Raw genomic sequence first — 25,436 nt, forward strand, 5'->3', positions numbered from 1 at the left:
GTATATGGAGGGAGGAATCCAAGGGTGCTATGATTTCATCATTTCGTTCATTCAGTTCATGTTACAGCAGCTGACAGTTCGGACAAAAATGCGTTCCACGGCCACCAACCACCGTTTTTTCAATTAACGTACCACAAGTTGTACAAGGTTCTGATTTGCGTCCATAGATTTTCAGTTGATGCTGGAACATCCCCATCTCACCCTGTCCATTCACATAGGACTTGATGGAAGATCCCCCTGCATTCACTGCATCTTGCAACGTAGCCACAATCGCTTCATGGAGCACCGTTAACTGAGCTTCGGTCAGTGTCTTGGCGATGGTCTCGGGATGGATACCTGCGCGAAATAGAGCCTCGTCCACATAAATATTCCCGATACCGACCACATATGCCTGATTTAAAAGCACAGCCTTGATTTTGGTTGTACGCTTGCCAACCGCCTCACGGAATGCAGTTACCGTAAAGGCTGGATCAAGCGGCTCCAGTCCCAGCTTCAGCAAAGGTTTGGACACCAGTTCCTCACCTGCATTGAACAGATGCATCGTACCGAACTGACGCACGTCCTTATAACGCAATTCCGTACCATCATTAAAATGGAAGATCACATGTGTATGTTTCTCCACATCTTCATGCTGCTCGTACACACCGTACCTTCCTTCCATCCGCAGATGGGAGACAAGCACCAGCCCGTCCAGCAAAATACGCAAAAACTTGCCGCGGCGCTCCACCCCAATGACGGTATGTCCCGCGAGTTCCATTGCAAATGCATCTATGTCGTCCGGCCGCTGAATAATCCGCGGCAAGCTAACGGTAACATGATCAATCGTTCTGCCCACAATAAGTTGATTCAATGTTCTTCTGACTGTTTCGACTTCCGGTAATTCCGGCATGATGTTCTCACCTCCCCTATATTATAACGGAAGATGGCGCTCAGCGGGACCCTTTTCTTATATCTCAAACATGGAAAGGCCTTTTGTAAAATACCGGAAAAAACGCGCAGCACTTGATTTATTTCGCTTCGTACCAGTTATCACCAAAGCTGACTTCGGCTTTCAGCGGAACCGACAGTTCCAATGCTTTTTCCATAACAGAAGGGACTAACTCTTTCATCAGTTCCAATTCATCCGCAGGCACTTCGAATACAAGTTCATCGTGCACCTGAAGCAACATGCGGCTCTTCAGCTGGCGTTCCCGCAGCGCTTCATCCATCTGTACCATGGCCAGCTTAATGATATCTGCCGCAGTTCCCTGAATCGGTGTATTCATCGCCGTACGCTCTGCGAAAGAACGCAGGTTGAAGTTACTGGCATTAATCTCTGGCAGGTAGCGACGTCGCTCCAACAACGTTTTGACGTAACCATCCTGACGAGCTTCCTTCACAATGTCATCCATATATCGGCGTACACCCTGGAAGACTTCAAAATACTGATCAATAAACTGCGCGGCCTCTTTACGCGTAATATGAAGGTTCTGTGATAAGCCATAATCACTTATTCCATACACGATACCAAAGTTTACTGCCTTGGCGGAACGACGCATATCCCCATCCACATCCTCAGGCTTCACGCCAAATACATCCGAAGCGGTCTTTGTATGAATATCCATATCATTGACAAACGCTTCCTTCAAGCGCTCATCGTCCGAAATGTGGGCCAGTACACGCAGTTCAATCTGGGAATAGTCTGCTGCCAAAATGGACCATCCGGGCTCGGAAGGAACAAATACCTTCCGGATTTTGCGACCTTCCTCCATCCGAATCGGAATGTTCTGCAAGTTCGGGAACTGACTGCTAAGTCGTCCCGTTGCAGCGATGGTCTGACGGTAATACGTGTGCACCTTGCCATCGCGATCGGAAATCTCTTTGAGCAAACCTTCCACATAAGTGGATTGCAGCTTGGCAAGCTGACGATATTGCAGAATATGCTTGACCACATCATTATAAGGAGCCAATTTCTCCAATACTTCAGCATCTGTGGAATAACCGGTTTTTGTTTTTTTCACCACTGGCAAGCCCAATCTGTCAAATAAAATCTCACCCAGTTGCTTCGGTGAATTCAGATTAAATTCCGTTCCTGACAGCTTGTAGATCTCAGCCATCAGCCTGCTGATCTGTTCTTCAAACTCACTGCCCAAAGCCTGCAGATCGGCTGTATTGGCCTTAATGCCCAGTTTCTCCATGTCCGCCAATATACGTGACAATGGCATCTCCATCTCATGGAAAAGCGAATTCATCTCATCCGTTTCCAGCACCTGCTCCTGAAGTGGAATAATGGCTGCTACTGCAGCAGCTTTGCGGCACAGAAAATCACCCAAGATCTCCACTTCCGGCACCTTGTACTTGGCCCCTTTGCCCAAGACTGTATCATCCTCCACGAGCGACGGCAGACCATACTTGCTCGTGAGTCCACTAATCGTCTGGTTGGATTCCGTTGGATCAAGCAAATAAGCTGCCAGTTGTACATCGAATGACGCACCCGCGAATTCAATGCCATGCGCATGAAGGGCCAAGTCTACGCGATGAAGATCATAACCGCGCTTTGGCTGGTCTGAATTACCAAGCCATGCCCGCACTGGAGCCGCTGCCTCGGAATGAAGCAATTCGGGAGATATGAACGTATATGTTCCAGAAGAACCTACAGCAAGTCCAATCAATTTCGCTTGGTGCGGGTTATCCCCATGTGTCTCCACGTGGAGGACATCAATGGAATCCAGTGAACTGAACAGCTCACTGATGTTGTCCTCTGTTGCAATGGAAGACTCCACCTCGGCAGCAGGGACTGCTTCCTGTTCAGAAATGATGTTGCCACTGAAGGACAGGCGTTCGAGCAAGGATTTGAATTCCAGCTTCGCCAATGCAGGGCCAGCATGTTCTTCTTTTAATCCAGCGAATTGCATATCCTCCCACGTCTGCTCCAGCGGAACTTCCCGGTGAATCGTCGCGAGTTGTTTGCTCATCCGGGCATCTTCGGCATGGGCCTCGATCTTTTCTTTCATCTTGCCTTTCAGCTCACTTGTGCCGTTCAGCACATCTTCTACTGAACCGAACTGGTGCAGCAGCTTCAACGCTGTTTTCTCTCCAACTCCGGGAATCCCCGGAATGTTATCGGACGCATCGCCCATCAGACCCTTGAGATCAATGATTTGCAGCGGCGTCAGACCATAACGCTCCTTAATCTGAGCAGGATCATACAGCTCAATATCGGTTACCCCTTTACGTGTCAGTCCGATATGGACATGTTCGGAAGCAAGCTGCAGCATATCTTTGTCACCCGATACAACAAGCACCTGTCTGCCCGCTTCATCTGCGCGTTTGGTTAACGTTCCGATGATGTCATCTGCTTCGAATCCAGCCAGCTCAAACTGAGCAATACCAAGTCCTTTCAGCAGTTCTTTGAGCAAAGGGAATTGCTCTGACAACTCTGGTGGTGTTTTCTCCCGTCCACCCTTGTATTCCTGATACCCTTCGTGGCGGAACGTGATTTTGCCTGCATCAAATGCAACCATGACATGTGTAGGCTTATGCTCTTCAAGCAGTCTCAGCAGCATCGTAGTGAAGCCATATACCGCATTGGTATGCAGACCTTTCGAGTTGGTCAGAGGCGGCATTGCAAAAAACGCCCTGTAAATAATGCTATTTCCATCTATGAGAATAAACTTGTCCATTCCAGCACCTCGCGTATCATATGGTCAACCTCTTCAAATTACATCTATTCTCATGATACCATACCCACCTGTCACATCAAAAAGAATAGCCTCTTTTCACTTCATTTTTACTCGCAAAAAAAGAACCTTCTCCGCAGACAGCCTGTGCACAGGCCACCCGGGAGAAAGTCCTTCATTTGGTATACAGCAATACTCTTCTATTGATTCAGATCCGGACGTTTACCTGTCACCAGGTATACCGTGCTCTCACCAATGTTGGTTGCATGATCACCAATACGTTCAATGTAACGTCCAACCATCATCAACAGCATAGCCTGTGAAGCCTGATTCGGATGCTCTGTCATTAACGTGTAGAGATCACTGATCATATGGCTGTACAGTTGATCAACCTGATCGTCCGTTTGAGCCATTTTGTAGGCCAGATCTGTGTTTTCTTTCAGGAAAGATTCGATGGATTCATCAATCATGGATTTCACGATTTCTGCCATTTGCGGGATATCCACCAGAGGTTTAATCAGCTTCTGTCCATCCATCCGGAGTGTCACCTTCGCCACGTCGAGCGCAAGATCTCCCATACGCTCCAGATCACTGGAGATTTTGAATGCCACGATAATACGTCTGAGATCCTTCGCCACCGGCTGTTGTGTGATGATCAGTTTGGAGCCAAGTTCCATAATTTTGTCTTCAAGGGCATTCAGATTCGCATCATTCTTGATGATGACCTGAGCTTTCTCCGCGTTCATCGTTTGTAAACTCTCAATAGCACCATCCAGTGCTGCTCCTACATGTTCACCCATTTGTTTGAGCAAGGTACGCAGCTCTTCAAGCTCCTGATCAAATTCTTTTCTGCGAATCATAGATTTCATGTCCTCCTTATCCATCATCTCCGGGTATGCCGGGATCATTCCAATTCAGCTCGCTTAACCGAACCTTCCAGATATATAATCCTCGGTCCGGGAATCTTGCGGTGTGGAGAATAACGTCTCCGTATCAGCTGCCTCCACCACTTCACCATTTAGGAAAAATACCGTGCGTCCAGATACCCGTGCTGCCTGGTGCATATTGTGGGTAACCATAACGATCGTGTACTTGTGATGCAATTCCTTCACCAGTTCCTCAATCTTCAATGTGGAGATCGGGTCAAGTGCGGACGTTGCTTCATCCATCAGCAGAACGTCAGGCTGTACAGCCAGCGCCCGTGCAATACAGAGACGCTGTTGTTGTCCGCCGGACAAACTAAGTGCCGACTTTTTTAATACATCCTTCACTTCATCCCACAGGGCAGCATGGACAAGACTTTGTTCCACCAACTGATCCAGTTCAGCCTTTTGGGTTAACCCGTGCAAGCGCGGTCCATAAGCCACGTTATCGTATATGGATTTTGGAAAAGGATTCGGCTGTTGGAACACCATGCCAACTCGTTTGCGCAGTGTCTCCACTTCAATCTCATTACTGTAAATGTCAGAGCCATTCAGCATAACCTGTCCTTCCACACGAACACCCGGAATCATGTCATTCATCCGGTTTAACGTGCGAAGCAATGTTGACTTACCACAACCTGACGGCCCGATGAACGCAGTAACGGTTTTTTCCGGCAGATCCATCGATATATTTTTAAGCGCGTGATGCGTATCATAATATAAATTAAGATTTTCAATGTGAATGAGGTCCTTCATGGATGTTCACTTCTCCTTCGCTGCAGGGACACGGAAACTCCCTTTACGTTGAGACCGATACTGATAATCTTTCATCGCTGCTCGGCCATCTTTAATATCCTACCCTTTCATTGTAAAAACAGTATCACTTTCATGTTAACGGAATGTAAAAAAGACATCCTTAACCTTCATGATCTGCTTGATGGATCAATCTGATTCCTGATGTCTGCCTTATTGACTACTTTATATTACTCACTATTCGAAACCATCTCATCCAGCTTCGTACGAATGTGCTCTGCGACTTCTCCAGCTTTCCCGCCTTCCATGGCGATCTCCTCTGCTATACGAGACAAATCTCTCACTGCACTGTTCAGTTGTCGGAACGTTGCTCCCCCTGCGGTGACATGCACCGAACTGTCGTCAATCTCCACTCCGCTTGCCTTAACCAGTTCAACAGTCTGAAGGGTCAATCCACCAATATTCTCTAGCAATGAAGACATGTTCCCCGCAACCTCACGGGTCTGTTTTGCGAGCGCTCGAATCTCGCCTGCAACAATCTGAAAACCTCGTCCATATTCACCGGCATGAGCTGCTTCGATGGAAGCATTCAGGGCGAGGAGACCACTTTGATCTGCCAGGGAGCGAATGGATTGTGCCATGCCTGAGCCTGTTTTGATCGAATTCAGCATGTGATCCGCATGTTGTCCTTGACTCTCCATATGCTGATGTACCCGGTTATAGGAAGCATCAACATGCTTCAAACTCTCTTCGCCCTGCTTGGACAATGCCATGATCTCACGTGCTTCATGTACAGTCTGATTAGCAGCATGCACCAGCTTGGTGACCGCATCGTTGATTCTGGATATCTCCTGCCTGCTCTCGGACACCGTACGTACCCGTTCTGCCGAAGAAGCCTGTTGCAATCTGCGGGAGAGCGACATTACGTCACGCATCGTCAACACACCGAGCAGTCTGCCTTGTTCCGTAACCAGCAGACAATCGTAGAAATGCTGTTCATTCCGTCCAAGTGCGATATCAATAATCGTTGAGGCTTCCATATGAATATCTGCAATAACGGGAGATTTATTCACTACTTGTATGACCGGCTTACGGTAGAATAGATCTGCAGCAAAACGGCCATTTAACATGCGATATAACGTCTCTCGCATTAACAAACCAGTAGGTTTCATCTGCTCATCACATAATACGATGCAAGGGTGCTCCTGATCCTGATTCATCATCATCGCAGCTTCCCCACAGGTCGTATGGATCCCGGCGACAGGAACCTGACGATAATAGTCATGCAGACGGATAACAGGTTCTTCAGCAACCACTGTTACTGTATTTTGCTCCATTTCGGGTGTAGTTAATTCTTCATTATGTAAAACAACATGAGGCTGGTCGGGTTTCACTTCGAGCAACATAGGCATAAATGCGCAATCTCCTTTACGTAATAGCTCCGTCTTGAGGCAGGTTATGTAGGTACAAAGTATCACCCAGATAAGTCCATGCTACTCCCTCTACGTAAAGGAAAATCCTCCTTTATGTTAAACGAACGTAAAATAAAACTCCCCGATCATTGCTAACTTGAATGATGGGGAGTTTTTCTTTTGACAACCAATTTATAACCTACACCACGAATGGAATCAATGTGAACCGATTCCGGGTCTAATTCCAGCTTTTTGCGTAATGAGCTTACGTGAACGTCTACGGTTCGTTGACCTCCGATATAATCGAAGCCCCACACCGCGTTCATCAGATCATCCCGTGTCAGCACCACACCTGGCTTTTTGGCCAAATATAACAGTACTTCGAACTCTTTGGGACGCAAACTGATGGATTGTCCACCCAGTGTCACTTCATACTTCAGAGGATAGATCTCCAGCTCTCCCAGAATAATTCGTGAGCCATCCTTGTCTTCAGGCTGTGGTAGATCTTCACCATTGGAATAACGTCTTAATACCGCATCCACCCTGGCTAATAACTCCGATACACCAAATGGTTTGGTAATATAATCATCGGCACCCGATTTCAGTCCCTGTACAACCTCAGCTTCACCGGTCTTCGCCGTCAGAATGATAACGGGTGTACTGACACCCTGAATTCTTAGCTTACTCAGAATGTCCAGACCATTCATACCCGGAAGCATCAGATCCAGTAAAATGAGATCAAATTCCTGAGACAAGGCCCGGTCATATCCTGCAGATCCGTGATCCTCTGCCGTAACGTCATAACCTTCCTGTGTCAGGTTATACGTGAGTAATCTTGATAATGTAGGCTCATCTTCAATAACTAGCAAACGCTGTGCCATGATACCCCTTCTCTCTTCATAGGTTGTCTGTTGCCACAACACTTTTTCTATCATAGCACTAATTTGTTAACGCGGTGTAAAACAATACACACTTTTTACATTTTGATACCAGACGCCTACATCTCTTCGTCTTGAATGAATGGAAGGATCACACGGAACGTTGTCCCCATGCCCAGTTCACTCTCTACAGACAATTTGCCATGATGCAATTCCACCAGATGTTTAACGATGGAAAGTCCAAGGCCTGTGCCCCCTGAATTACGGGATCTGCCTTTATCAACACGATAGAACCGTTCGAAGATTCGCGGCAAATCTTTTTTCGGTATGCCAATTCCTGTATCCGACACCGCAAAGACAACTTCATCATCGTTATCCATCGTCACCTGTAACTTCACTCGTCCACCATCGGGGGTATAATTGATGCCGTTGGATAACAGATTGATGAAAATCTGCTTCATCTTGTCCTCATCCGCTTCAATGTACAGTTCCTCCGGAACATGCATTTCCAGACGAATCTGCTTTTTCTCCGCCACCTTGGACAAGGTGCCCAGCACCATTTCGAAGAAAGAGTGTACATGAACAGGTGAGCATTGCAGCGGTGCGCGTTTCGATTCAATTTTGGATAACTCCAGAATATCCCCAATTAATCGGTTAAGTCGATCTCCTTCATCATAGATGATCTTCAGGAATGATCGCTCTGTCTCCTTATCCTGTACCCCGCCGCTGAGCAACGTTTCGGCAAACCCTTTGACTGCAGCGACTGGTGTCTTGAGCTCATGAGAGACATTTGCAACGAACTCACTGCGCATTGACTCCAATCGGCGAATCGCCGTCACGTCCTGCAACAGGAACAACATGCCTCGATACCCACCATCATCTTCGGACATCGGTACTCCATCAATACGGATCAGTTTTTCCTCCGGGTTGAACACACTCACTTCTTCATGCATCCGTTCTTTCAGTGCAACACTCTCTTCAATGGTACGAGTTAATTCGTAGTGTCTTTTCAATTCAGTATAAGGTTTACCCGTAACCTTTCCTGCCTGAATACCAAGCATACGCTCCGCTTCCCGATTGACCAGTGCAATGGATTGCCCTGCGTCGATCATGACAATACCTCCGGTCATGTTCGCGAGGACACTCTGTAACAACGCTTCATTGTCACGAATCGTCTTCAGCTGGGACTGCAAGCTGTCTGCCATTCCGTTTATGGCAAGCCCCAGCTGTCCGATCTCATCTCTACGCGTTACATCAACTCTGGCATCGTATTCCAGCTTGGTGATCCGATGGGCCACTTTTGTAATATGCTCAATCGGGGAGGTTAATCCACGTGCAACTCGATAACTGACAAACGCGACAATTAAGAACAATAATCCAAGTGCAGCAAACATAATCATCCAACCACGCTGAAGCCCTTGATCAACCGCATGCAGACTCATGGATAGACGAATGTAACCATCAAATTTGCCGCTAGGTATTTCAATCATGTCACTTTGATCCGAATTCACAGGTAGTGCTACATACAGCATGTCTTGTCCCAATGTCTCACTGTAACGTATGGATTGCCCGTATCCATCTCCGACAGCACCCTTAATCTCCTCACGGTTCAAGTGATTATCCATGGATGCCGGATCACTCTCGGAATCTCCAATGACCGTGCCGTCTTTATTGATGAAGGTTACCCGGGAGTCCGTCAGACGATCCAGTTCCAGCGCACGATCTGAATAATACTTTCGTGTGGCTTCCGAGGTTGGATCACTTGCATCATGGAATGGAAAAGTTGCTTTGAGCAAATTAATCTCGCGCACCATGGTTTGCTCCAATGCGGCTATATGCGTAGTCTTAAACACTCTGCCCATCGTATATCCAGCCACAATGACGGATACGCCGATCAGCACCATCATAATGATGGCAAGGCGAATTCGGAACGGTCTCATCTATCTCTTCCTTTATGATCAGATTAATATCTAATGATTTGCTCTACATTGAATCCAGTTCAATTCGGTCCCCACGGACTTGCCCCTCCGAGTATAATTGCTCGATCTATCATATCACAGATTAGGGGACTCCCAATCTTTTCAGTCAGTACTTTGTAATACGCTATCAACTACAGTCAGACAAGGCTATTAATAAATTATCATAGTTGTATCAACAGAGATGCCGACTTTTGTAAACAGGTGCTAAACCGCATCTTTGACATACATATTCACCTGATATCAAAAAGGCGCACCGCTCAGCCATGCTGAAAGCGATACGCCTCTCTATATAATCAATCTTATCCTGAATCTAAACGTCTTTAAAGTATTATCCGTTCACCACTTCGCCGCCATTCACATGCATCACCTGTCCGCTCACATACGAGGAATCATCTGAAGCAAGATATACATAGGCGGGAGCTAGTTCATCCGGTTGTCCTGGCCGCTTCATTGGCTGCGTTGCGCCGAACTCACTTACTTTTTTCTCATCAAATGTGGATGGAATGAGTGGTGTCCAGATCGGCCCTGGTGCAACGGCATTGACACGAATTCCCTTCTCAATCACATTCATCGATAGCGAACGAGTGAACGAAGTGATTGCTCCTTTGGTAGATGAATAGTCAAGCAGGGTTGGGCTTCCGCGATAGGCTGTGATAGAGGTTGTATTAATAATCGTACTGCCCTTCTTCAGATGTGGCAGGGCTGCCTGCGTCACATAGAACATGCCAAAGATATTCGTACGGAATGTACGCTCCAGCTGTTCTGGCGTAATGTCCTCCAGATTCTGCTGTGGATGCTGCTCTGCTGCGTTATTCACGACAATGTCCAGTTTGCCCATTTCATTCACTGTCTGCTGAACCGACTTCTTCGCAAAGGCATCATCACCAATGTCACCTGCAATCAAGATGCACTTGCGTCCTTCTTGTTCGACCTGACGTTTCGTTTCCTTGGCATCTTCGTGCTCGCTCAGGTATACAATGGCGACATCCGCGCCTTCCTTGGCATACGTAACAGCAACAGCACGTCCAATTCCGCTGTCACCCCCTGTAATAAGGGCCACCTTACCCGTCAGTTTACCTGCTGCCTTGTATTCAGGCTTCTCAAATTCCGGTCTGGGATGCATCTCCGATTCAATACCGGGGCGTTGATCCTGATGCTGTGCTGGCATTGTTTTTTGATTTTGTTGTGTGTTGGTTGACATCTAACATTCTCCTCTCAAAATGTGAACATGTTTGGATTACAGAAGACATGGACTCTAACTGTAACCTTCCTTGTCTTTCGTTCTCTGAAAAAGTCTCATTCTGTAGGATGGCATGAACAGTTCAGATTATTCTTCTGCGATGAACAGCAACTTAAGCCTCAGTGTGCTGTCTCTAATCGTTATTTACCACTCTCTTTGGATATCAAACAACCGATTTGCTTCTATGCCTGTTTGGCCAAAATTCGAAATTTATTCGAAATTAGACTGTTTCATGATACAAAGTGTATTCCTATGCTGCTTGGGCTGATGTACAATGTACAGTATACTGATGTGCTTTAACTCTCATCTTTATTGGTTTAATCATTCTAACCTAACATGGAGACCTGACAATGGAATCGCATATTAATTCATATATAACACTCGTCGCTACTTCAGCCGTGCTGAATGTCTTTTTGTGTTTATATACCTATTTCAGAAGATCCGAGATTCCCAGTTCCAAAATATTCATTCTCTACACAGCAGCACTCTCCATATATACTTTTGGTTATGCGATTGAGCTAGCCAGCAACACGCTGGAACAGATGAAGTTTTGGACCACCGTGGAGTATATAGGCATGCCCTTCTCCGCATCTCTTGGCCTCATGTTGATGATAAAGTACACAGGAAGAACGTTATCCAAAAAGGTAACTGCCGCGCTGTTTGTAATCCCTTCCATTACACTAGGTATGGTTGCAACCAATGACTTTCATCATCTATTTTATAAAAAAGTATGGCTGAGAGAAGATAGTCCCGTTCCTCTGATGGATATCGCAGTGGGTCAATGGTATGTTGTACACGGTGCATTTACCTTCTCCTGTCTGTTATGTGCCTGCCTCATTCTGATCGGACAATGGAGACACACCAAGAAGATGTATCGTCGTCAATTACTTACTCTCATTACTTCACAGATTATTCCTATGGTCGCAGCTTTTCTGTATTTGCTTGGTTTGACCCCCGGCGAGATGGACCCCGTACCCGTACTCATGTGTATCACATCTGCCATGTATATCTGGGCGATTCTATCCTCACGTCTACTGACCATCGTACCTATAGCCAAAGACAGTATTTTCGAGAGCATGCGTGAAGGTGTAATTGTACTGGATAGTTTCAATCGACTGGTCGATTACAACAGATCTCTGCGTGACATGTTGCCAGAGCTTAATACAACCATGATTGGCCAACCCTTGGATGATATCTGGCTTAATCTTGCTGGAAAGACTTTTCCCGTTGAATACGGAAGAGAAGGATTGCAAACCGATCTGTACTGGCAGTTAAATGGAGAGACCGTCTGTTATCAGGTCAGGACATCTTACGTGTATAACAAGGATGCACAGACTGTGGGCAGTCTGATTATGCTAATCGATATAACGGAACAACGCTTCTTGCAAGAACAGCTGAAACAACTGGCTTATTTCGATGGTCTGACCAAAATCTATAATCGCACTCAATTTTTGCATAGAGGACGGGAGATTTTGAGTCTAGCTCAGCTTAATCCGCAACCTGTTTCATTTATTTTATTTGATATTGATTACTTTAAACGCATCAACGATACGTACGGGCATGATGTTGGCGATCAGGCCATCATTCATGTGGTCTCTGTATGTAATCGATATTTAAGCCCTGAGATGTTGTTCGCCCGTTATGGAGGAGAAGAGTTTGTCATCGCTCTTCCGAATACCTCGCTTCAAGAAGCCGAGAATCTTGCAGAGCAACTGAGAGTTGCTTTGTTGAATGAACCCCTGGATGTTAAGGGAGTTCCTATTACGCTGACCTCAAGCTTTGGTATTGCCCAATACAATGGAGGGTCGGATTCGCTGGAGTCCTTGTTACGCGACGCTGATACTGCCTTGTACGAATCCAAGCGCAATGGTCGAAATGCAGTGCGTGCGTATACTGTGAGTACACCCTAACCAATGTAGACCGTGTCTGATGGATTACGTACGATGATATGTATGGTAGTGATCTTTCTAGTTTCAGTTCAAATAAACCCAGGACTGCTGATTTTATCTTGCTAATAACAAAAAAATAGACAGCCCATGAGGCTGTCTATTTTTCATTTGTTTCAACGAAACACCATCTTACATATCATCCGGCTTGTCCTAATTACGTCTGCAAACGCTTAACCTACAACTAACAATACATCTTCGTAAGGTGGATTAACCGTCCACAACGCACTTAGATCACCTGATTATTCACCATCAGGTACACCATGATTAGCAAGAATACAGCCAGAAGTGTACTGAACATACGGATCTTGCTTTGCTCAGGACCCACATCACGCTTGTTTTTCACACCTTCTGCAGCGAGTCGCAGCGGTTTACCCATAATTCCTCCAATAGCCGCAATAGCCAAGAGCAGAACAACAACGACAGCCATCCAGACATGAGAATACTCACCTTTGGTCATCAGGTAACCACCAGTAAGAAGTTGGATTACAAGTCCATACTGCGCAACTTTGTTCAAAGAACGAAGCGATGCAAAGGCTCCCTCTTGTGCTGCAGCATTCAAGGTACGGATTTTACCGACCACAAATGGCAGAATCAAATAGAATCCCATCGCCAGTGCTCCAACAATATGGAGCAGATACATAATCATTGTCAAAATTTTCATCCTCCTCAACATTTTCGGTGTGCTATACATCACATCCCATTATACTGGGGAACTTATCCAAAGAAAAGAAAACCTCCGGGTTTACCGGAGGTTTTCTTTTAGCTTCTGTTCAAAAAGTTTTCAAACTTACAGGTTTACTACCGAAATGACGTTGCGAACCGAATCAGCAGATTTATCCAACCCTGCTTTTTCTTCCGTTGTCAGTTCAAGTTCGAATATTTTCTCAATGCCGTTACCACCTAGAATGGTTGGTACACCGAGGAACAGATCATTATAGCCATATTCACCTTCAAGATAAGCGATCACTGGAATGATACGTTTCTTGTCCTTCAAAATCGCTTCGGTCATCTGAACGAGTGAAGCCGCTGGTGCATAATAGGCACTGCCGTTACCCAGCAAATTCACAATCTCGCCTCCGCCAACACGTGTGCGTTGAACAATGGACTCAATGCGTTCTGCCGGAATCAGCGTGTCAATCGGAATACCACCTACGCTCGAATAACGAACGAGTGGTACCATGTCGTCTCCGTGGCCGCCAAGAACGAATCCACGAACATCTTCAACAGATACATTCAGCTCTTGCGCAATGAAAGTACAATAACGTGCTGTATCCAGAACACCTGACTGACCGATAACACGGTTTTTAGGAAAACCAAGGGTCTGATAAGCAGCATAAGTCATCGCATCCACCGGGTTGCTTAGAATAATGACGATGGAATCAGGGCAATATTTTTTCACATTTTCACAAACGGACTTCACGATACCCGCATTCGTATTGACCAGATCGTCGCGGCTCATACCCGGTTTACGGGCGATACCAGCGGTAATGATTACAATCTCAGAACCTGCAGTATCTTCGTAGTTGGAAGTACCGACGATATGACTGTCAAATCCTTGAACAGGACTTGCTTCCATCATATCGAGTGCTTTCCCCTTCGTCGGGTTCTCCAGTTGAGGAATATCAACCAGCACAACATCCCCGAGTTCTTTTTGGGCAAGCATTAATGCGGTCGTAGCACCGGTAAAACCGGCGCCGACTACTGTGATTTTTTTGCGCTGAATAGTCAAGATTCACATCTCCCCTTACAGGTTTTTAATGATTTGATCCGCGAATTCAGAACATTTCACTTCAGTAGCGCCGTCCATCAGACGTGCAAAGTCATACGTTACTGTTTTATTGTTAATGGATGTTTCCATACCTTTGTAGATCAGGTTAGCTGCTTCTTGCCATCCCAAGTGCTCAAGCATCATTACTCCAGACAGAATAACGGAACCAGGGTTCACGACATCTTTGTCCGCGTATTTAGGTGCAGTACCGTGAGTCGCTTCGAAGATAGCATGTCCTGTTACGTAGTTGATGTTCGCTCCAGGAGCGATACCAATTCCGCCAACTTGGGCTGCAAGTGCATCGGACAGATAGTCACCGTTCAGGTTCAGGGTTGCGATTACATCAAACTCGCCTGGACGAGTCAATACTTGTTGCAGAGCAATATCGGCAATTGCATCTTTTACGATGATTTTACCAGCATCTTCAGCAGCTTTTTGTGCTGCATTCGCAGCATCTGTACCTTCGTTTTCTTTGATGATGTCGTATTGTGCCCATGTGAATACTTTGTCAGCGAACTCTTCTTCAGCCACTTCATATCCCCAGTTTTTGAAGGCACCTTCTGTGAATTTCATGATATTACCTTTGTGTACCAATGTAACCGTCTTACGGTTATGGTCAATTGCATACTGCACTGCTGCACGTACCAGACGTTTCGAACCTTCGGAAGAAACTGGTTTGATACCAATACCGGAAGTCTCAGGGAAACGGATTTTGTTAGCACCCATCTCCTGTTGCAGGAACTGGATCACTTTTTTCACTTCTTCAGAACCTTCAGCATACTCGATTCCTGCATAGATATCTTCCGTATTCTCACGGAAAATGACCATGTCTACCAGCTCAGGACGTTTTACCGGAGAAGGTACACCGTCAAAATAACGAACAGGACGCAGGCATGTGTACAAGTCAAGTTCTTGACGCAGGGCTACGTTCAGGGAACGGATACCGCCACCGATTGGCGTAGTCAATGGTCCTTTGATCGCTACGATATACTCACGAATGGCTTCCAGTGTATCATTCGGTAACCACTCACCGTATGTATCGAATGCTTTTTGTCCAGCAAACACTTCATACCATGCGATTTTTTTGTTGCCATCATAAGCTTTTTCAACAGCTGCATCCAATACACGTTTGGAAGCTTTCCAGATATCACGGCCTGTACCGTCACCTTCGATAAATGGAATGATTGGATTACTAGGTACTTGAAGTGTACCGTTATCAATTTGGATTTTTTCGCCTTCAGTTGGGTGAGCAAATTTTTCTAATTTCATAGTTAAAATTCCTCCTAGGTTTCGTATATGCAGTATTCATCATACCACTAGTCTTGTTGAGAGAAGGGTCCTGAGAGCTTAAGCCAGTAGCGCCTCTGCTTTCCAACCCTTCACCTCGTCCATATTATTATACTGTTTTTGCGGCTATTAGCGAAGTTCAATAGAAACGTATTTCTGTTCTGTAGGACCAGTGTACTCCGCACGTGGACGAATGATGCGATTGTCCGCAAGCTGTTCCAAAATATGCGCAGTCCATCCAGACACCCGGCTGATGGCAAAGATCGGAGTGAACAATTCCTGTTCGATCTCCAGTTGGGTATATACAGAAGCAGAATAGAAGTCTACGTTAGGCTTCAGTCCTTTTTGTCCTGTTACCAGTTCTTCGATCTTCACAGACATATCATACAAGCGCGTATCATTGTTCATCTCGCCAAGTTCCTTGGACATCTTCTGTAGATGTTTGGCGCGTGGATCACCGTTTTTGTACACCCGATGTCCAAAGCCCATGATCTTTTCACGATTATTCAATTTTTCCTGAATTGCCGCTTCAAGACGATCAGGCGTACCAATCTCATTCAACATTTTCATAACGGCTTCATTAGCACCGCCATGCAGTGGTCCCTTCAGTGCGCCAATGGCGGAAGTTACACCGGAATAGATATCTGACAGCGTAGCAACCGTTACACGGGCTGCAAATGTCGAAGCGTTTAACTCGTGATCCGCATGCAGGACAAGGGCTTGATCCAATGCTTTCACTGCGGTCTCGGATGGTTCTTCACCAGTCATCATATATAAAAAGTTCTCTGCGATGGAAGCGCCTTCTTTTGGAGCCACAGGTTCTTTGCCCTGACGGATACGGGCGATGGCTGCCACAATCGTTGGCAACTGTGCTTGCAACTTAACCGCTTTGTTCTCATTCGCTTCCGTTGTCATCTCATCCGCTTGCTCGTCGTACAGTGCAAGTGCAGAGACAGCAGAACGAAGTGCTGCCATGGTACTGACGTTTTTCGGATACAATTGGATTTGTGCAATCAACTCGCTCGGAATCGGCGCGTAATCGCTCAGGCTTTTACGAAGGGATTTCAGTTCATCCGTTGTTGGCAGTTTACCAAACCACAACAAATAGGCAACTTCTTCAAAGCTGGCATGTTCAGCCAAATCGTCGATATCGTAACCACGGTATGTGAGCACACCGTCTACAATAGAACTGATCGAAGAGGTTGTTGCAACGATGCCTTCCAGACCTTTGGTAGCTGTCATATTACATCTCTCCTTTAATAAGCGAAATCAGGAACCATTCCAGAGTGTCATATAAGTGCCAAAATGCACCTATTCTCTTTTTGTAAACATTTTCATTTTAAAATTAACAAATATTTCAAAATGGGGTTTTCCTATCTGTCAATCGGTATTCACTTATAACATCATACTGGATTTTGTCGTTTATGTGAACATGATGAGAGTTCATTCGCACATCAAACTTCTTTATCGGTCCGATAAAGCATTTTTGAAAGCCTTTACAAAAACAAGGTTGACATTTAATGTTTTTTAACCAATCCTGTCGTATGAAGAACTTTCTATTGCTATATTCTGTAATACTAAGGCATACTCTAGGCAAAAGAAAGAATCCCCGTAGATCTTGTTCAAAAGTCCGCTTTTGAACAAGATCTGGTAACATCCCGGCGTTTCAAAACCTTGTAAATGCTCTATATTAATTAAGATAGCCATCTATTTCTAATATTGCTTCATGGATCATACATAGGTCGGCTTAATTGAACTAAGGAGAGTTGATGCTTGGATAGAATAATAATGAAACGCCTGCTCCGTGGTTTATGGGTTATCATTGCGACCATTCTGATCGCCGTTGCCATATACTTGCTGTTCCCGCTTCTGTACCCTTTTGCGATTGCCTGGATTATCGCATATGCCATGAATCCATTAGTGAAACTGCTCCAGCATCGAGCACGATTCCCCCGCTGGCTGGCTGTGACTATTTCATTGATCCTTTATTTTGGAGCCATTGCAGTGGTACTGTCTGCGGCGATTACCCGCATGGTAAAAGAAGTCATTTCACTTACGACAAGCTTTGATCTTCATGTTGATGAGATCAAGGACACGTTTGTGCGCTGGACCCAGAATGACACCATTCAGAGTTTGACTGCGCAGATCAATGAATTTTACAAGGAAAATCCCAACTACCAGGAAACCATCAACAGCAATATTAGTAAAACGACTGAAACGGTGGGTACAGCCGTCACAGATCTGGTCACCGGATTTTTCAACATGATTCTGAGTCTGCTGACTTCCCTGCCTAACATGGGTGCGGTATTAATCGTTGTTCTGTTGTCTACATTCTTCATTAGCAAAAGTTGGACCCGGCATAGCATCACCGTATCGGGCTGGGTACCCTCTTCCATTCGCAAGCCGATATCCGACATATGGACTGACCTTAAGAAGGCACTGTTCGGATATGCAAGAGCACAATTGATCATGATCTCGATTACAGCACTATTCGTCATGATTGGACTGCTTATATTGCAAGTCAATTCAGCCTTCACCATCGCTCTGATGATTGGTTTGGTCGATCTGCTTCCTTATCTGGGTGTGGGTCTGGTCATGGTGCCTTGGGCAGCGTACCTCTTTATGAATGGGGATCTGTATCTGGGTATTGGCATTAGTATTATCTATCTGATCTTACTGATCGCCCGTCAGATTATTGAACCGAAGGTACTTGCAAGTAGTGTAGGGCTCGACCCACTCGCCACGCTCGTTGGCATGTTTGTGGGTTTGAAGTTGTTCGGTGTTCTGGGCTTGATTATTGGCCCTGTCAGTCTTGTGATCCTCGATGCGTTCAATCGGGCTAACGTATTACGCGACCTTAGAACGTATATCATCAACGGACGTGTCCGATGAGGCATCATCTTATGAGCACACAGGAAAAATAGAAAAAGGCTTCGTTCAACAGAAATCATCTGCTGAGCGGAGCCTTTTCCATTATGCAAAACAACTGGTGTTTCATTTCGGACGGCGATAAAACGTAATTTTTCCACTTTTCATTTTTTTCTCCAGCCACCCCAGGAAGAACAGACGGTAAACCGGACGTGTTAATGGAAATACCAGTGTAAACCCGATCAGATCCGTTACAAAACCTGGAATCAAAAGCAAGAAACCACCGACAAAAATAAAAAGACCATCGACCATTTTTCTTCCAGGTACCTTGCCACGCTCCATTTCGGATTTGGCGTCCACAAGTACTTTTCGCCCTTCAAACTGCAACATTGCTATACCAATCAAGGACGTGAGAATCATGAGAAGCAATGTCTTTCCGGCTCCGATCCAGTCACTCATCAGAATAAAACCAAATAATTCAATCACCGGAATGAATAAGAGTAAAGCCCACATCCATTTTCGCATTGAAGTATTACCCCTTTCCCGAAAGCCACACCTTTTCAAGCGCGCTGTATAGCTCAGAGGCTGCTTTATCCAGCCGAACTGGCTTCCAGTCCCCATTCACCCACACATGCTGGGTAGAACCTGTAACTAGCCGTTCACCGGGGAGTGATTCCTCAGTTGACCATACCCGTTCTCCAATCACCATATGCTCATCAGGTTCTTCAGACATGCGTCTTACGTCATACTCATAATTCAGTCGCAGACCACTAAATGCAGCAATACGGGTGAAAATGATAATCTCATCATCATATCGGGCAGGCTTGTGATACTTCACATCCAGTCCGGTTACGGGAAGCAGTAACCCCTGTTCCTCCATTTTACGATATGTATACCCCATTTGGCGAATCATCTCAGTTCGACCGATTTCAAACCAATTCAAATAGTTCGCGTGGTAGACCACGCCCATCTGGTCACTTTCTTGATAGCGTACACGAAGACGTGCCGCATACCAGTTACCATTGCTCTGTTCTCGCACGTTATCGGCCTCCTTCGTTCTATCATTCATACGTGTTATATCGTTGTAAAGTGTCAATAAGATGGAAAAAAAGCAACGGGACAATAAAGCCCCATTGCTTCTTTCCTGTTGCTTCTCCACCCAAGACGCTATTAAGCGTTGTTTGGAATTTGGCTTACTTTAATCAGGTTGGTAGAACCGGAACGACCCAAAGGTACACCTGCTGTGATCACAACCAGGTCTCCTTCTTTAACAAGTCCGGATTTTACGCCGCCTTCAATTGCATTTTCGAACAAAGCATCCGTGGAATCAACCAGTCTTCCTTTGACAGGAGTTACACCCCAAGCCAGAGCCAAACGACGGGAAGTTCTGTCTTCCGTTGTCACAGCGATGATTGGAGATTCTGGACGATACTTGGAAATCATGCGTGCAGTATGTCCTGATTCAGTCGAAGTAATGATCGCTTTTGCGTTCAAATCTTGAGCTTGGAGGGCAACCGATTGGCTGATTGCTTCTGTAACTGTTGTTTGTTGAGCAACACGTTGTTTCAGGTACAACTCTTGGTAAGGCAGAGCAGATTCTGCTTTTTCAGCAATACGGGACATGGTCAGAACAGATTCAACTGGGTATTTACCCGCAGCTGTCTCACCTGACAACATGATTGCGTCCGTACCGTCGAAGATCGCATTCGCCACGTCACTTGCTTCCGCACGTGTTGGACGCGGGTTACGCTGCATGGAATCCAGCATTTGTGTAGCTGTGATAACCGGTTTACCTGCAACGTTACATTTTTGGATCATGCGTTTTTGTACCAATGGTACTTCTTCCGCAGGAATCTCAACACCCAGGTCTCCACGAGCAACCATCAGGCCGTCAGACACTTCAAGGATTTCGTCGAGGTTATCGACACCTTGTTGGTTTTCGATTTTGGAGATGATTTGGATATGTCCAGCATTGTGTTTTTCAAGCAATTCACGAATCTCAAGTACGTCACTTGCTTTACGTACAAAAGAAGCCGCGATGAAATCGACACCTTGTTCGATACCAAATACGATATCGTTAGCGTCTTTTTCGGTGATACCCGGCAGAGAAATGGCAACGCCCGGAACGTTAACACCTTTTTTGCTTTTGATCGATCCGCCGTTAACGATACGGCATTTGATCTCGGTGCCTTGCACTTCCACCACAGTCAGTCCGATCAGACCGTCGTCGATCAGAATTGTAGATCCCGGTTCAACATCATTCGGAAGATCTGTATACGTAATGGAAAGACGTTCTTTGGTGCCCAGAATTTCTTCTGTTGTCAAAGTGATGTACTCGTCTTGAACCAATTCGATCGGTTCAACTTCGAGTTTACCTGTCCGAATTTCCGGTCCTTTGGTGTCCAGCAGGATCGCTACTGTTTTGTTCAACTCTTCGCATGCTTGGCGAATCGCAATGATCCGTCCGCCGTGCTCATCGAAATCACCGTGGGAGAAGTTCAGACGGGCCACATTCATACCGGCCATAATCAATTTTTTGGTGTTCTCCAGAGATTCACTGGATGGACCAATGGTACATACAATTTTCGTTTTACGCATTTTGGGTTTCCTCCGATTTTAAAGGTATTACTCTTTATCTATTTTTCTTTTTCCAACTATTAAATTTACTATACTTTTGCTCATTTGTATAGGAAATTCGTCACATTATTCAGCATTTCCCGACAAATTACTCGCAACATCGACTTCTACAAGCTCTTGAGGGGCTTCAATGGTTGCTTGAGGTTCAAACGTGACCGATCCAATTTTACGGAATTTCTCATAACGATCCTGTTTCAGCTGATCCCCGCTCCAACCCTTCATCTCGTCGAGATGACGGACCAAAGCTTTACTGATGAAAGCAGCAGACGCTTCATAATCCCGATGAGCACCGCCGCGTGGCTCAGGGACAATCTCTTCAATGACTTCCATCTCCAGCAGGTCTTTGGCTGTTATTTTCATTGCTTCAGCCGCCTGATCTGCCTTGGATGCATCCTTCCAGAGAATCGAAGCAGCGCCGTTCGGAGAGATTGCAGAATAGATCGCATGTTCCAGCATCAACACACGATTACCCACAGCCATAGCGAGGGCACCGCCGCTTCCACCTTCGCCGATGACCACAACAATAACAGGAACCGATAGCTTCGCCATTTCCATCAGGTTGCGAGCAATCGCTTCCGATTGACCTCTCTCTTCTGCAGTATTACCCGGATACGCCCCTTTAGTATCAATAAACGTAATAATAGGACGGCCAAATTTGTTTGCTTGTTTCATCAGACGCAGTCCTTTTCGGAAACCTTCTGGATGAGCGCTACCGAAAAAGCGGGCTATATTATCCTTCGTGTCTTTCCCCCGCTGTTGTCCGATTACCGTTACTGTCTTTCCATTCAGCTTGGCAAGTCCGCCAACAACCGCAAGATCGTCTCCGAACATGCGATCACCGTGCAGCTCAATGAAGTCCGTAAATATCAACTGGATCAGGTCCAGCGCCGTTGGGCGCTGCTGATGACGGGCCAGATGCATCTTCTGAGCTGCTGTTATACCAGTGTAGATCTCTTCTTCAAGTCTATGGTAACGTTCTTCCAGGCGGGCAATCTCGTCCGTGAAGTCGATCCCTTTTTCCTGTCCAAACTGTACGAGTTCATCAATCTTTTTGCGCATCTCAACCAGAGGCGCTTCATATGGCAACTCACCCGCCATTTAGACCCCTCCTTTTTCACTATGCATATCCAGAAGCTTGCCAAGAGTGGCCCGAAGTTCTTTCCGGTGCACAACCATGTCCAACTGACCGTGTTGCATATTAAATTCAGCCGTCTGGAAATCATCAGGTAACTTCTGACGGATCGTCTGTTCGATAACGATTCTGCCGGCAAAACCAAATACAGCGCCAGGTTCGGCAATGTTAATATCGCCCAAGCTCGCAAAACTTGCCGAGACTCCACCTGTCGTCGGGTCCGTAATGACCGAAATGTACAGCCCGCCCTGTTCATCCAAACGGGATAAAGCTGCGCTTGTTTTGGCCATTTGCATGAGGCTGAGAATACTCTCTTGCATCCGGGCACCACCTGATGTTGAGAAAATAATCAATGGCAAGCGCTTCTCTGTGGCATGCTCAATGGCACGAGTAATTTTCTCCCCTACAACAGAACCCATGCTGCCTGTGAAGAAATCAAAGCTCATGACAGCCACAACTACAGGCAGGCCCTCAATGGTCCCTTCCCCTGTAATTACCGCTTCCTTCAGGCCCGATTTCAGACGCTGTTGTTCCAATTTGTTGCTATATCCAGGAAAGCCAAGCGGATCAACCGATATCATATCAGCATCAAACTCAACAAATCCTTGATCATCAAGTACCATAGCAATACGCTCCATAGCATTAAGACGCATATGATAACCGCAGGCAGGACATACTTTCAGATTTTTCTCCAATTCCTTGCTATATTGAATGGTGCCGCATTTGCTGCACTTGTTCATAAGCCCTTCAGGTATTTCACGTTTTGGGCGTTCTAGGACTTCCTGGCCTTCGCCGGGAAGTGCACGCTCGGAAGGTATGGTAGCGTACTTCCGTTTCTTCTGGAATATATCTTTGAACACAACTACACCTCTCCAGCCGTTGATTTGATGGCCGCAACCTGCAGAGCGCTGCTTGTGGCAGCTTCATCCGCGTGCTACGGTAAACCGCTTACGACCCACACGCTGCCATGGGCCTTGTCCAGCATTCACAACAAAAAAATCCGCCGGTACAGGGCAAGGATCAGCGGCTTCTGTCAGCACGATTGATGTTACCTGCAATAACCGAAAGATTGTTGCGCCGATGTTTGAATCTATCTTGGTAGGGTCTCCGGGAGCAACCAGGTCGGTCCTTGTCCTAACAAAAAAAGAAGGAAGGACAGCAGCATACAATACATGCAAGTCGATTCCTCTCTCCGCTTACGCGATTAGTCCCTTATGTACCGATGGTACTTCTTCATCTGCCAAGGCACGTCGATGTCGAACGTATCAGGAATGCAGAATGGAATTCAGCACTTCCTGGACCTCTTCCAATTCCCCAGAAGGGACGCGAATCTCAAATTGCTGCTTGGATAAACTGATGGGACGGGTCTGTACCAGAAAACCTTCTTCCGAAAGCTTGGTCTTGATCTTGTCCGCAACCTTTGCTGTCGGTGCAATGTAAATCACCGTCCACATGCCTTGTCCGCCCCCTAAGCTAATGTTCAGAGCCCGTATATTGGACTAATGATAACATACCTCACTTTTTTTCTGCAAGAAAGGGTTCGGGACCTTTGGGGAGAATTTGGGATCATGAGGGACATTTATCCCCCACGAATAACTCATATGGTTGACGAAATCTTCTTGTTGATACCTCTTCCATAAGCAGCCCCAAGCTTATCAGGGCAGCGTCAGCCGCCCTTGAAGACCTTCATATGAGTCATTAGATTGACCATAGCATACAAGCATGGAAATACAGGGTGTTAAAGGTCTGAGGGGTATTTTTTGGCTTTAATATTTTTGTGTGCAATCCGGGCAGAAGCCGCAGCGGCCACCCCTGCGACAAGATCATCCAAAAAGACATGAATGGCTGTTTCATGTTCGTTCAAATCATGAATTACACCTATTTTTTCTTTATCCAGGTAACCAAAGCTGGTTAAACCGATCATACCATACACATGAGTAATGCCGAGGGCCAGAGTCTCGTCCACCCCATACAGGGATTCATCCGCTTCCATAATAGCTTGTAAAGGTTGGGGCAAGAGTCGTTTCTCCGCAAGTTCGTCGAGAGCAATACCCGTATAGAGCGTATATTGCACCTCTCGTTTCTGCAGAACGGATTTCACGCTGGTTACACAGTCGTCCATGGTCAGTTCGGGGTGGTACCCTTTTTGCAGACGGTATACAATTGCGGCGATTGCATCAATCCGTACACCCCGCCGGGCCAGCATGGCTTCTACGATTTCATATGACATATCTCGACCTCCCGCATCAATCCCCCGAGGACCGCGAGGTCCTTCGGTGTTCTCAAGTGTATGCAGCAACCTGTTAAAATGTTCATAAAATGTGCGGATGGTTGAGACCAGTCCTACCCTGGACATGTTGCAGGATTGTACATTCAGCGCTGAACTGTAGCTGGCCTATAACAAGTCTGCAATTTGTTTGTTTAAACCCTGTCGTCAGGGAACCGCGCTCGCACTAAAATAATCAAAAAAAACCTGTTCAGCATTGAGCCAAACAGGTTTCATACTATGGATAAGTGTTATAACTTACGGGACAGCCTCTTATTTAATTTTGACTGTGCCTTCACCCAGCATTTTCTCCATCTCGGAAAACAAGGTTGGCGATGGCTTAATCCGGTAGGCATCACTCAGCGCAAGCAGCTTCTGCTGCTGCTCATAGAAGAGCACCGTCGCCACAGGTCCGGGATGCTCCTGAAGCAGCTGCTTCAGACGTGCCAGAAGCTCAGGCTTCTCCGCATGCGGAGCAATCTTCACGAACACCCGCTGCTCCACCGCCCGCGGTTCGCGGCTCTGCTCCGGGCTGCCTGCCGCCTCAGCGGCACCGCCGGCCCGGGAAGCCGCCGCCGTGGCTGCGCCCGTACCCGCCGCATCGCTGCGCGTCGCTGCCGAGCCGTGGCTCCCGCTGCTACGCGCAGCGGAAACATCACCGCCTGCGCTGCTGCGCTGCGCTTCG

Annotated in this window: 22 protein-coding genes and 1 pseudogene; 2 read left to right on the forward strand and 21 right to left on the reverse strand. The window is 46.4% G+C overall.

Annotated features, from left to right (window positions below; translation table 11 throughout):
• Positions 1-61: 61 nt before the first annotated feature.
• The 8 genes from mutM to D829_RS0113765 all read right to left on the reverse strand — a co-directional run bounded on the left by mutM (position 62) and on the right by D829_RS0113765 (position 10,805).
• On the reverse strand, positions 62-889 hold the full coding sequence (gene mutM, locus D829_RS0113730) for a DNA-formamidopyrimidine glycosylase (RefSeq protein ID WP_017689476.1): 828 nt from the start codon (positions 887-889) through the stop codon (positions 62-64).
• Between the two features lie 118 nt (positions 890-1,007).
• Positions 1,008-3,662 (reverse strand): DNA polymerase I, encoded by a 2,655-nt coding sequence (gene polA / locus D829_RS0113735; RefSeq protein ID WP_017689477.1) that lies wholly within the window; start codon positions 3,660-3,662, stop codon positions 1,008-1,010.
• A 197-nt stretch (positions 3,663-3,859) separates the two neighbouring features.
• Entirely contained in the window at positions 3,860-4,519 is a 660-nt protein-coding gene (gene phoU, locus D829_RS0113740; RefSeq protein ID WP_017689478.1) for a phosphate signaling complex protein PhoU, read from the reverse strand.
• A gap of 63 nt (positions 4,520-4,582) precedes the next feature.
• Positions 4,583-5,338, reverse strand: a complete 756-nt coding sequence (gene pstB / locus D829_RS0113745; protein ID WP_017689479.1) for a phosphate ABC transporter ATP-binding protein PstB — start codon at positions 5,336-5,338, stop codon at positions 4,583-4,585.
• A gap of 227 nt (positions 5,339-5,565) precedes the next feature.
• Positions 5,566-6,747 carry a methyl-accepting chemotaxis protein gene (locus D829_RS31035; RefSeq protein ID WP_017689480.1) on the reverse strand — a complete coding sequence of 394 codons (1,182 nt, stop codon included), beginning with the start codon at positions 6,745-6,747 and terminating at the stop codon, positions 5,566-5,568.
• Between the two features lie 152 nt (positions 6,748-6,899).
• On the reverse strand, positions 6,900-7,628 hold the full coding sequence (locus D829_RS0113755) for a response regulator transcription factor (RefSeq protein ID WP_017689481.1): 729 nt from the start codon (positions 7,626-7,628) through the stop codon (positions 6,900-6,902).
• 116 nt (positions 7,629-7,744) lie between these two features.
• Positions 7,745-9,565, reverse strand: a complete 1,821-nt coding sequence (locus tag D829_RS0113760; RefSeq protein ID WP_017689482.1) for an ATP-binding protein — start codon at positions 9,563-9,565, stop codon at positions 7,745-7,747.
• A 367-nt stretch (positions 9,566-9,932) separates the two neighbouring features.
• A complete protein-coding gene (locus tag D829_RS0113765; protein ID WP_017689483.1) occupies positions 9,933-10,805 on the reverse strand; it encodes an SDR family oxidoreductase in 873 nt (290 codons plus the stop codon).
• 389 nt (positions 10,806-11,194) lie between these two features.
• Between D829_RS0113765 and D829_RS0113770 the strand changes: the two genes are divergently transcribed.
• Positions 11,195-12,754: a histidine kinase N-terminal 7TM domain-containing protein gene (locus tag D829_RS0113770; protein WP_017689484.1), complete on the forward strand. Its 1,560-nt coding sequence runs from the start codon at positions 11,195-11,197 to the stop codon at positions 12,752-12,754.
• Positions 12,755-13,019: 265 nt separating this feature from the next.
• Here the strand turns inward: D829_RS0113770 and D829_RS0113775 are convergent, their stop codons facing one another.
• The 4 genes from D829_RS0113775 to citZ form a co-directional block, all read right to left on the reverse strand.
• Positions 13,020-13,439 carry a hypothetical protein gene (locus D829_RS0113775; protein WP_036610969.1) on the reverse strand — a complete coding sequence of 140 codons (420 nt, stop codon included), beginning with the start codon at positions 13,437-13,439 and terminating at the stop codon, positions 13,020-13,022.
• Between the two features lie 141 nt (positions 13,440-13,580).
• Positions 13,581-14,522 carry a malate dehydrogenase gene (gene mdh, locus D829_RS0113780; protein ID WP_017689486.1) on the reverse strand — a complete coding sequence of 314 codons (942 nt, stop codon included), beginning with the start codon at positions 14,520-14,522 and terminating at the stop codon, positions 13,581-13,583.
• A 15-nt stretch (positions 14,523-14,537) separates the two neighbouring features.
• The gene (icd, locus tag D829_RS0113785; protein WP_017689487.1) at positions 14,538-15,830 is read right to left on the reverse strand and encodes an NADP-dependent isocitrate dehydrogenase; all 1,293 of its coding nucleotides are present in this window, start codon (positions 15,828-15,830) and stop codon (positions 14,538-14,540) included.
• Between the two features lie 147 nt (positions 15,831-15,977).
• Positions 15,978-17,090, reverse strand: coding sequence for a citrate synthase (gene citZ / locus D829_RS0113790; RefSeq protein WP_017689488.1), 1,113 nt, complete (start codon positions 17,088-17,090; stop codon positions 15,978-15,980).
• A 531-nt stretch (positions 17,091-17,621) separates the two neighbouring features.
• Between citZ and ytvI the strand changes: the two genes are divergently transcribed.
• Positions 17,622-18,740, forward strand: coding sequence for a sporulation integral membrane protein YtvI (gene ytvI / locus D829_RS0113795; RefSeq protein WP_026081167.1), 1,119 nt, complete (start codon positions 17,622-17,624; stop codon positions 18,738-18,740).
• A gap of 102 nt (positions 18,741-18,842) precedes the next feature.
• Here ytvI and D829_RS0113800 read toward each other — a convergent pair whose 3' ends face one another.
• The 9 genes and pseudogenes from D829_RS0113800 to D829_RS32965 form a co-directional block, all read right to left on the reverse strand.
• Positions 18,843-19,241: an FxsA family protein gene (locus D829_RS0113800; protein WP_017689490.1), complete on the reverse strand. Its 399-nt coding sequence runs from the start codon at positions 19,239-19,241 to the stop codon at positions 18,843-18,845.
• Positions 19,242-19,248: 7 nt separating this feature from the next.
• The gene (locus tag D829_RS0113805) at positions 19,249-19,755 is read right to left on the reverse strand and encodes a thioesterase family protein (RefSeq protein ID WP_017689491.1); all 507 of its coding nucleotides are present in this window, start codon (positions 19,753-19,755) and stop codon (positions 19,249-19,251) included.
• 131 nt (positions 19,756-19,886) lie between these two features.
• Positions 19,887-21,314 (reverse strand): pyruvate kinase, encoded by a 1,428-nt coding sequence (gene pyk, locus D829_RS0113810; protein ID WP_017689492.1) that lies wholly within the window; start codon positions 21,312-21,314, stop codon positions 19,887-19,889.
• Between the two features lie 105 nt (positions 21,315-21,419).
• Complete coding sequence (locus tag D829_RS0113815) at positions 21,420-22,451, reverse strand: acetyl-CoA carboxylase carboxyltransferase subunit alpha (RefSeq protein WP_017689493.1); 1,032 nt, start codon at positions 22,449-22,451, stop codon at positions 21,420-21,422.
• The gene (gene accD, locus D829_RS0113820) at positions 22,452-23,345 is read right to left on the reverse strand and encodes an acetyl-CoA carboxylase, carboxyltransferase subunit beta (RefSeq protein ID WP_017689494.1); all 894 of its coding nucleotides are present in this window, start codon (positions 23,343-23,345) and stop codon (positions 22,452-22,454) included.
• A gap of 63 nt (positions 23,346-23,408) precedes the next feature.
• Entirely contained in the window at positions 23,409-23,663 is a 255-nt protein-coding gene (locus D829_RS33710) for a hypothetical protein (protein WP_017689495.1), read from the reverse strand.
• 87 nt (positions 23,664-23,750) lie between these two features.
• Entirely contained in the window at positions 23,751-23,939 is a 189-nt protein-coding gene (locus D829_RS0113830; protein WP_017689496.1) for a hypothetical protein, read from the reverse strand.
• Between the two features lie 284 nt (positions 23,940-24,223).
• Positions 24,224-24,715 (reverse strand): phosphatidylglycerophosphatase A, encoded by a 492-nt coding sequence (locus D829_RS0113835; protein WP_017689497.1) that lies wholly within the window; start codon positions 24,713-24,715, stop codon positions 24,224-24,226.
• Positions 24,716-25,024: 309 nt separating this feature from the next.
• Positions 25,025-25,249 (reverse strand): annotated as a pseudogene (locus tag D829_RS32965) (hypothetical protein); the annotation flags it as partial.
• Positions 25,250-25,436: the final 187 nt, after the last annotated feature.

The organism is Paenibacillus sp. PAMC 26794, assembly GCF_000316035.1.
Classification (GTDB): Bacteria; Bacillota; Bacilli; order Paenibacillales; family Paenibacillaceae; genus Paenibacillus.

What these genes read in the sequence shown, in the direction of transcription:
- D829_RS0113770 (WP_017689484.1), top strand. Translation starts at nt 11,195, where the DNA reads ATGGAATCGCATATTAATTCATATATAACACTCGTCGCTACTTCAGCC.
- D829_RS0113830 (WP_017689496.1), bottom strand. Translation starts at nt 23,939, where the DNA reads ATGTGGACGGTGATTTACATTGCACCGACAGCAAAGGTTGCGGACAAG.
- mutM (WP_017689476.1), bottom strand. Translation starts at nt 889, where the DNA reads ATGCCGGAATTACCGGAAGTCGAAACAGTCAGAAGAACATTGAATCAA.
- D829_RS0113755 (WP_017689481.1), bottom strand. Translation starts at nt 7,628, where the DNA reads ATGGCACAGCGTTTGCTAGTTATTGAAGATGAGCCTACATTATCAAGA.
- citZ (WP_017689488.1), bottom strand. Translation starts at nt 17,090, where the DNA reads ATGACAGCTACCAAAGGTCTGGAAGGCATCGTTGCAACAACCTCTTCG.
- polA (WP_017689477.1), bottom strand. Translation starts at nt 3,662, where the DNA reads ATGGACAAGTTTATTCTCATAGATGGAAATAGCATTATTTACAGGGCG.
- phoU (WP_017689478.1), bottom strand. Translation starts at nt 4,519, where the DNA reads ATGATTCGCAGAAAAGAATTTGATCAGGAGCTTGAAGAGCTGCGTACC.
- D829_RS0113835 (WP_017689497.1), bottom strand. Translation starts at nt 24,715, where the DNA reads ATGTCATATGAAATCGTAGAAGCCATGCTGGCCCGGCGGGGTGTACGG.
- D829_RS0113800 (WP_017689490.1), bottom strand. Translation starts at nt 19,241, where the DNA reads ATGCGAAAATGGATGTGGGCTTTACTCTTATTCATTCCGGTGATTGAA.
- D829_RS0113815 (WP_017689493.1), bottom strand. Translation starts at nt 22,451, where the DNA reads ATGGCGGGTGAGTTGCCATATGAAGCGCCTCTGGTTGAGATGCGCAAA.
- icd (WP_017689487.1), bottom strand. Translation starts at nt 15,830, where the DNA reads ATGAAATTAGAAAAATTTGCTCACCCAACTGAAGGCGAAAAAATCCAA.
- pstB (WP_017689479.1), bottom strand. Translation starts at nt 5,338, where the DNA reads ATGAAGGACCTCATTCACATTGAAAATCTTAATTTATATTATGATACG.
- D829_RS31035 (WP_017689480.1), bottom strand. Translation starts at nt 6,747, where the DNA reads ATGCCTATGTTGCTCGAAGTGAAACCCGACCAGCCTCATGTTGTTTTA.
- D829_RS0113775 (WP_036610969.1), bottom strand. Translation starts at nt 13,439, where the DNA reads ATGATTATGTATCTGCTCCATATTGTTGGAGCACTGGCGATGGGATTC.
- D829_RS0113760 (WP_017689482.1), bottom strand. Translation starts at nt 9,565, where the DNA reads ATGAGACCGTTCCGAATTCGCCTTGCCATCATTATGATGGTGCTGATC.
- D829_RS0113765 (WP_017689483.1), bottom strand. Translation starts at nt 10,805, where the DNA reads ATGTCAACCAACACACAACAAAATCAAAAAACAATGCCAGCACAGCAT.
- pyk (WP_017689492.1), bottom strand. Translation starts at nt 21,314, where the DNA reads ATGCGTAAAACGAAAATTGTATGTACCATTGGTCCATCCAGTGAATCT.